Origin of the sequence: Rhodococcus sp. LB1 (assembly GCF_001583455.1) — a bacterium.
Taxonomy (GTDB): Bacteria; Actinomycetota; Actinomycetes; order Mycobacteriales; family Mycobacteriaceae; genus Rhodococcus_F; species Rhodococcus_F opacus.
In genome coordinates this window covers 988-9,557 of sequence record NZ_LTCZ01000274.1, presented here as the reverse complement: position 1 = coordinate 9,557, position 8,570 = coordinate 988, and the positions used below count along the sequence as shown (strand labels likewise).

At 63.6% G+C, this 8,570-nt stretch carries 2 protein-coding genes and 1 pseudogene; all 3 read right to left on the bottom strand.

The features are described from left to right. Positions 1-6 precede the first annotated feature (6 nt). A pseudogene (locus AZG88_RS29145) lies at positions 7-192 on the bottom strand (N-formylglutamate amidohydrolase); the annotation flags it as partial. A gap of 336 nt (positions 193-528) precedes the next feature. Continuing rightward, complete coding sequence (locus AZG88_RS29140; RefSeq protein ID WP_269455081.1) at positions 529-3,582, bottom strand: pentapeptide repeat-containing protein; 3,054 nt, start codon at positions 3,580-3,582, stop codon at positions 529-531. A gap of 126 nt (positions 3,583-3,708) precedes the next feature. Further along, complete coding sequence (locus AZG88_RS29135; protein ID WP_061699877.1) at positions 3,709-7,683, bottom strand: hypothetical protein; 3,975 nt, start codon at positions 7,681-7,683, stop codon at positions 3,709-3,711. Between the last annotated feature and the right edge of the window lie 887 nt (positions 7,684-8,570).

Sequence of the window (8,570 nt, the reverse complement as noted above, 5' to 3'; positions counted from 1 at the left end):
GCCGGGTCAGGCCGTCGTGGGAATGGTGATCTCGGCTCTGCCGTCGATGGCCGATAGTTGGTAGTGCGGGCAGGTGACCACCTGCCGAGGAACGGGAATCGCCTGACGGTCGGTGTCGAGGTAGAGGCGGTATGCGAGCTGCCCGCGTCGATGGCTGCCGGTGCCTGGGTCGACGGCGCCGAGGAAGTACCCAGGGCCCGCGACGTCTTCGATCAGATCCGTGGGCCTGACGGCAACGGCTGGAATCAGCTCGGGAGCCGGTCGGAAGTACGGCCTCTGGTCGGGTATGCGGGAGTCGGGGGCCGCGGCGGGGCACGCGGATCTCATCGAGCACCGCAGTCAGCATCGCGCCATCGTTGCGTTGTCCGCCGGTGATGATCGCTGCCAGCGCCGGCCGCGGCCGTCGACGGCGGTGTGGATCGGTGACGCGCATCAACTCGCACGAGTGAAGGCCTGCGGCGGCAGGTTCGCCCAACGCCCCTGACAGAGTGAGCGCTAGGCTGATCGGTGCCCTGCCGTCGTCGGGCGTCAGGACCGTGTCTGCGCCTCGGTCGCCGTTGACACACTGATCTGTGGGCAATTCCCGTAGGGACTAGGTACGCACGTCGGCGGTGCGGGTCGCTTCGATGCCCGCATCATGCGCTCCCACGGGACCTTCTGCTTGTTGTTCGAACTGAGGGTTTGTGTGTTGGGGCAGATCGTGTTGTCACCCACTTCCTTTGCGGACAGTTGAGTCTGCTTGTAGGTCAGGATGACGATCTGCCTCTTGGTGGAGTCCCCCATCTGCTCGATGTGCAGAGTGGTCCCGTAGAAGGCCAGTGAATTGTCGCTGTCCTTGGTCACCAGCACGCTCGTGTAGCCCAGGCTCATGTTGTTGGGGTTGTCCTGGTCGTTGTCGATCTTCCACTGGTCGGGCCCCGGGCCCACTCGCGACACGGTGGCTTGCCAGCGCAGTGAACTCGCGACCGCCGACTTCTTCCCGCACGCCTGCTGCAAATTGGTCCCCCACACGCGCTGCAGGTTCGGCATGCTGGGACCCGCTAGCAGCGCATCCACGCCCAAGCTGTCCAACCCGTGCCAGACAATGTAGTCACCGGGAGCCACTGTCTCGCCGGTGATGATCTGCCAGGCGTACTCGTCGCCGGTCGGCTTGATCGTCGCCCCCGGCGGCAAAGAGATTTTGCGGTCGTTGAAGAGTCGGCGCAGAGGGTCGATGGCGCCCTTCTGGAGGTTTCCGACGGATTCCGCGATGGTGCCCGTGCTGCTGGTAAGGGTGATCGGCACGCTTGACGGGGCCGCCGCTTCCAGTTCCGCCAGCACGGACGAATACGCCTGCTCGGTAGGCCCGATGCTGAATAGGTAAGTGCCCGCGATTCCCGAACTCGTCACTGGGACCGCGACCGCCGCGTCGACCAGGTTCGCCCCGTTCAGCTTCGCATCGGTGAAATCGGTCCCTTGCACGTTGGCAAACGACAGCGTCACGCCGTTGGAGAGGTCCGCCCCGGTGAGTTTGGCATTGATCAGGTTGGCATAGCTCAAATCGACCCAGTAGAGGGACTTGACGCCCATGGCACTGCCGGCGAAGTTGGCGTTGGGCAGCTGGCACAGGTCGAGGATGGCTCCGTCGAGGCGGGCTCTCGGTCCGTAAAGCTGCAAGTGTGCGGCGGAGACACCGTAGAGGTTCGTGTCGACCAACCTGGCATTGGGCATGTACGCACCGGTCAACGTCGCGGCGCCGGTCGGCGTCGAGACGATCAAGAACGTCGCCCCGTCCGACGAGGCCCAGTTCAATACCGTGTAGTCCTTCTGTGAGGACTTGTCGGCGATCCTCCACGACCTGCCGTCGAAATCCGTCCTCACCGTCGTCGTGCTGGATTGCACAGTCGCGCCGTACTTCTTGAACGTGGCAGCCACACCTGGAGCGTCGTTGCGCTGCAATGCCGAGAACAACGTCGAATAGTCGCCGGACGTCTGCGCGACGCGGAACAACTCCGCAAGCGCGCCCAGCTGCGCTCCGGTGAGGTCTGCGTCCTTGAGCGTGGCGCAGGTCAGGTTGGCGCCGTGCAGGTAGACGGTCCCGGTCAGTTGCGCTCCGGTGAGGTTGGCCTGGCTCAACGCCGTGCAATTCATACTGGCGCCCTTGAATTGGGCCGCCGTGTCCGGGTCGTAGGGATTGACCTGCCCAAGGTCGGCCCCGCTGAAATCGGCATCGTCCATGGTGGCGCCGTCGAAGATCGCGCCCCTCAAGGCGGTCGGTCGGCCATTGTTGGGACTGCCCATTGCGCCCTTCAGCAAGGCACCCTTGAACTGAGTGATCAGGTTCAGGCGGAACACGATCAGGGGCTCGGAGTCGGCGGACGTCCCGCGTATCACGGTGTAGACGGTCGACGCGTCGCTGACGGTCCACCACTGGCTCGGACGCTTGATTGCGACCCGAGCCTCCGCGACGGGATGGCCGCGTTCGGCGAAGATGCGGGCGACTGCCGCTGAAGTGTTGTCCCGCAACGCGTCGAGGAGCGGCTGATAGTCACTCGACGTCTTGGGGATGCGGAAGAGTTCGCAGGTGCTCTGCGCGCCGCGCATTCGCGCCCCGATGAGGTGCGCGCCGTTGAACTTCGCGCCGGTCAGCGTGGCCTCGGTCAGGTCGCACCCGTCCAAGTTGACATTGCTCAGGTCCAAGCCCGTGAGCACCGCATGTTGCGCTTGAAGCTGCCCGAGGTCGCCGCGGTAGTCCTTCAAGTCCACGAATGTGGCCCCGGTCAGGTCCAGGCATGTCCAGCGGCGATATAAGCCTGGAAAGATCTTGAGCTTCGCGCCACGGAAGGAGGTGAGGTTCTTCGGGTCCGTGGAAAAGTTCGGCGGCGCACCCACCAGCATGAAACAAGAGGTCGCATCGGTGTTGTCGAAGCGTGTACCGTTCATCGGTCCCGCTTTGCCGAATCCCGCTCCCGTCAGGTCGGCGCCGGTGAAGTCGGCCCTGTTGAGGGTGCCTTCGGTGAAGTTGCCCTTACCGATTTGGGCGCCAACGAACTTCGCGCTTGTCAGGTCGCACCCACTGAACGCGCTGGAGGTCAATGAGGCGCCGCTGAAGTCGGCGTCCTGCAGAATGGTGCCCTTGAACTGAGCGCATTGCAACGCGCGATTTGTGAACGTGAACCCCTTCAGGTTCGACCGCGTCACGACGAGCCCGCTCAGGTCGGTGGGTAGGTCGAGGATGACCGCACGGCTGAGGTCCAGGTAGAGCCACTGCTTCTTCAGGTTCTTCAGGGTCGCGTAGGGGAGGGTCGCTCCGACGAACTTGGTGAGGTAGAGGTCACTCGTGCCGAAGTTGGGTGCGGGCCCGAAGTTCGTCTTCGAGAGGTCACACCCGGTGAAGTCGGTACCGCCTCCGATGATGGCCCCGGACAAGTCGGCCCCGTCCATGCTGACGACGCCGTTGAAGGTCGTCCCCAGCAGCTTTGCGTTCTGCAGTTGCGCATTGGTGAGGTCCTTGCCGAACAAGTTCCTCCCGCTCAGGTCGCAGCCCTGAAGGTTATAGGGCGGCGGCCCACTGAGGGAACAATCTGGCGCCTGTGATATCAAGTTCCGCAACTCCTTTCGTGCATCGACTCAATCTGGATCGGTCGGGAGCCGGCGACGCGTCGGCCTCTGGCTGCGCGACCCTGTTGCTCGTCGTGGAGCGCGGCGAGGCGGCCGCGTCGTCGACCGTCAGGGAATCCATTGGCTCACTGTCGGTTCCGGGCGACCGGCCCGCCCCTGCATCTGTTCGTAGTTGAGTGTGAACAGAGTGCGCCACTGGTCCACTGCCATGCGGGCGGCGTTTACTTGGCCGTTGTGGCTGTCCTTGTTGGGATTGAGCGGCGTACCGTCGGGGTTGTAGAGATCCAGGCGATAGTCGGTGGACTTGGACCCCTCGTTCACGTAGGACAGGACGTAGACGAAGCCCTTGTTCTCGATGGCCACGTCGAGATAGGTGACTCGGCCGGAAGGTCCGTCTCTGAGGGGCATCACCGAGGTCATGTGGCGCCACTGCAGGTCTCGACCGCCTCGGGCCGTCACGTCGAAGCTGAGCGTGTTGGTCTTGTCCATGACCAGCCATTCGCTGCTCGCCGCCTTGACGATGATGGTCGGCGCGAAGCATTGGTAGACGTCTACTTCGCCGAGCATCTCGCCGTTGAAGCGGATGTCGTAGTTCACGCCGTGGGCACTGTCCCGCAGGAGCCAGACGTTGCGCGTCGTCTGGAGGATCGTCGCACCCTCGCCCAACGGCAGGGCGTTGTCGTCGAACTGCTTCTGCAATTCCGGCGTGACGGTGCCGGCGTTGAGTGCGGCGACGAATCCTTCGGTCATGCTGAACGCCGGGGTCAGCAGGTAGCGCGGATCACAGGCTTGGCTGCTGGTGTTCATCACGGGCACGTTCTTCTGCAACTCTTGCAGCAGTGCCCTCGAGGCGCTGGCGGCATTCAGGTCGGTGCCGAAGCCGGCGGGAAGGCCGAACGTCAGGGCCGCCGCGAAGCATTGCACCGGGTTGGCCTGGGTATCGAAGGCCTGGATGCGGGCGTTGGTCTGCTCAAGCACCAGGATGCGCCCGTCGGCGGAGATGGTCATCGCAACCGGACCTCTCATCAATCCCTCGCGAATCCCCTTGCCGCAGAACGGTAGCGCCCGTGGCGTTTCCTTGTCCGGTACTCCGCTCGTGGGCAACTTCAGGATCTCCATCTTGTGGTTGAGGTAGCTGATGGCGATGACGTAGCCGTTGGGATGCACGGCGAGGGCGTCGAGGTTTTGCAGTCCGAATGCGCCCCAGCTTCGGGTCGAGTCGTAGTCGAATGTGTTGCCGCCGTCGTGCAACAGGTTGACCAGGCGCAGGTGGGAGAGCGCGCCGGTCCGGGTGTCTAGGTAGAAGTTGTTGGGGCTGACGGCCGGTGCAGGTGCGGTGAATACGTCGACGACGTCGGCCTGCCGGCGCAGATCGAACGCCGCGGACCGGTCCTTGGTGCCGATCTGCCACGACGCGTCCTTCGTGACCACCTTCACCTGCATGCCGTCGCGCAGCGGGAAGCCCTGGTTGGTGAAGATCGTGGCGATGCCGGGCGGCACGGCCCCGCCCTGGTTCAGCAAGCCGCGGTTTTCGGTGGACGATTCGATGGTGAACAGGCTGGCCGGGCCGAATTGGTCGAAGGCGATGGAAGGCTGGATGGAGAACCCACGCGTCGGCGCCTGCATGCCATCGCCGGGTTTGGCGAGCGTCGAGATGCTCTCGAGCATGTACATGGAGCTGGACTGGTTTTCCTTGCGATAGTCCAGCGGCAGGTTCTGGTTCTTGGCCCGGTAGCAGTAGCCGAGGCGGTAGGCCAGGTTGTTGATCGTGAGGTCGACGAGTTGTCCGACATCCTGTTTGTTGAGGCTCGCCGCGGTCCCCGACGGCGGGACGCCCTTGGCCTTCTCCCAGACGTAGGTCCCAGCCGGGCCGTCATACTTGAGCTTTCCGTCGTGCTTGTATTCGGTACCGGGGACCAGCGCCACCAATTCCTCGATGATCGAGCCGGCTTCGCTGCGGACATCGCCGTCGGTCGGCAGCGCCTCGATCCATCCGCTGACCCACTTCCCGCACAGCCAGTCGTTGGCCGCGTAGACGTGGGCGACGATCTGAAACTGCTGACCCGGTGCCGAAGGCAGGGCGTCGTTGGTGGCCTTCGAGTAGGTCACCGTGATCGGTGCGTCCTTCTGGTCGGGCATCGGCCCGGTCTTCGTCAACGTCGTCCCGCCCTTGTACTGGACGTCGATCACGTAGTGGTCGCCGCCCTTCGGCCAGATCGGCTTCTGCGTGCCGTGGGTCGGGTCTGGGCGGACCGAGACGTTCAGCGTCATCGAGCGTTTGGCCTGCAGCTGGTAGACGGCCGGGGATAGCGCCACCTCGACGCTGGTGGCAGTCATGTTGGCGAGGGCGCAGGTTAAGCTGGCGACTCGAAGCGCCCATCCGGCAAAGGGTGCATTTTGCATCAACTGTTGAGTCGTCACGTACCCGGTGATCTTCAAGGCGACTGCCTTGAGGGCCTTGTTGAGCAGAATTCCCGCGACGAACTGGCCACACTTGAGGAGCGTCTGCTCCGGACCCAGAGTCTCGTGGCCGACGACGAACGCGCCAAGGAAGATGGGCAGCCCCACGAACATGAGCCTGTCCAAGAGCTCAGGTGAATCGAGGAAGTCCGTGTACCACCGGGTGGATTGCACGCCGACGGACAAGACACACAGAAGCGACGGGATGCCATAGCTGACACAGCACGTGTAGATCAGGCCTTCTTCGTCGACATCCTTGTCCCTGCTGCCGTGGCCCAGCCCGCCGAAGAGCACGTTCGCTCCCGTCGCGGAGGGGGGGACTTCGAACGAGAGCGGCACCGTGTTCGCCCACACCGGTATGCCGTAGAACGGGGCGCACGGGCCGATGAGCCGCAGGTAGTGCTTGCTGATTCCCTTGGGGTCAGGGATCGGCTGCCCATTGGCGTCGAGGAACTGGGCATAAGCACCCAGGCCGCGGTTGGCCCAGTTCTTGACGTTGAAGCTCAGCGTATTGCTGGATGCGTCGAACTTGATCGAGTCCTGAAGCAGGTCAAGGCGATACATGGAAGTCTTGCTGACCACGGTCCAGTCCGCCTGGGCCGGCGCGCCCGCGGACGCCGCCACGCGCGGTGTCTGGTTCGGCGTGACATTCGTCCGCGATAGTTGGGTGACACCCTGCTGGATGGCCCACTGCTGACCCTTCAGCCAAGGCTGCTGCTTGATCAACCTGACCACGTCCTGCACCACCGGTCGGAGCGCGTCGTCGAGTTGGGCGGACAGATTGAACTGCGGAATGACGCCGACCTTGCGACCGTCGACTGTCTTGGTCGGCCACTCCACGGGATCGCCGTTGATGTCGGTCAGATCCGAGGCCGGTTCCATGATGGTGTCGTCGTTGGGGTTCCTGACGACGTCGTCCCTGTACCAGCTGTCCGGGTTGTTGGAGAGATACACCCATAGGTCAGTGAAGGACGCTTCCGCCTCCGCTTGGACGAGTTCCTTGATGCGCTGGTGCAATTCTGGGACCAGAGTGCTGATTTCGGGGTGTTGCATGATCAGCGTCAGCGCCGTCGCCTTGTGATTGACGGTGACTGAGGCGTCGACGTGCAGTGACTCGACGTCGTCGACGTCGTCGGCGACCGTCGTCACGCCGAAGTGTCTGAGGCCTGCCGGGACCGACAGCTCGCCATCGCGCTGCATGGCGCGCACTGCGCGACGTATCGCGGCGCTCGGGACGGTCTGGAAGACGACCGCGATTTCGTCCAGGACCGCGTCGGGGCGCTGGGACGGGTAGCCGACCCAGTGGAAACCGACGGCGTCGGCCGGGATCGTGACTTGTTCGGCGTAGTGGGTGAGCCGCCCGAGTTGGCCTTCCGAGAGTTGGGCGAGCGCCTTGTTGTGCCGGGCGTGCTGGCGGCGCGTCGACTCGTCGTGGCACCTGAGCGCTTTGTGTTTGCCCAGCGCCTTGAGGGTGAACACCTGCTGGTGCGCTGGCAGGTGACGTAGATGGCTCAGGTCGAAATGGAGCGTTACTGTTTCGACTTCGCGCATGCTCTGCTCCACTTCGCATTGCGGCACGGGTGACGGGAAGTCGGTGTCGTGGAGCTCCGGATCGCCCCCCACCAAGACGGAGTCCTGCCCGTCTACAGTGTCTGCTCCTCTCGCGGTTCGCATGAGGTGACACATCCTTTCCTGATTTAGTAGTCCATGCGAATCCGCTCCGCACATCGGTCGTGCAGATCATGCTGGGTACATGCACATCCCCTGATTCATGAGTCTGCTCTTACCGAGGAGCGGCTACACCGACCTGAGGTGACAAAACAGACCGGAAAGTTTGGGCGTGTAGGGCGTTCCGCCGGAGGCTTCGCACGCGGCCAGCGTCTAACAAACGAATGTGAGATCACCCGAATAGGTGCATAACAATGCGGGGTGGTCTGTCAAGCGGGTGCGGAGTGTCGTCGGTTGACGTACCTATCGGTGGGCGGCCTCCACCTCGGCTGCGGAATGCGCCCGAGTCCGACGGTGCTGCGTTCGACACGGAGTTGCGATCCGCAATCCTGCAACCCGTCACCCCGAAAGTGTGAGCAGCCGTGAGCGGGCGGGTTGCCGCACTCCGATTTCGAAGGTGGTTCGTTCGAACTGACGAGTAATAAAGTTCCGACAGCGCGACCGCTGCCCCAATCGAACGTTTTGAGGAGCATTGTGACGCGGACCGTTCGGGACGCCGCTCAAAGATTCCTGAGATCTGTCGTGGTCGGCTGCAGAAGTGGCAATGAGCGTGTGGCACAGATGTATCCACGTGCCGCGGCCCTCCCCGGGTGGATCAACCGTCTCGATTCCGCCCCAGGGCGTCGTCCTCGGGATCGGATCGAGACGGATGGAGGAACCGCATGAGCGAGCAGCGTGGACGTGACTCCAAGGTCGCACCCTTCGGAGGTCGCGCAGATCGGACACCGGAGGAAGCGGCGCCCGCAGACCGTGGTCCAGCTCCCGGCCGGCCTGCCGGGTCA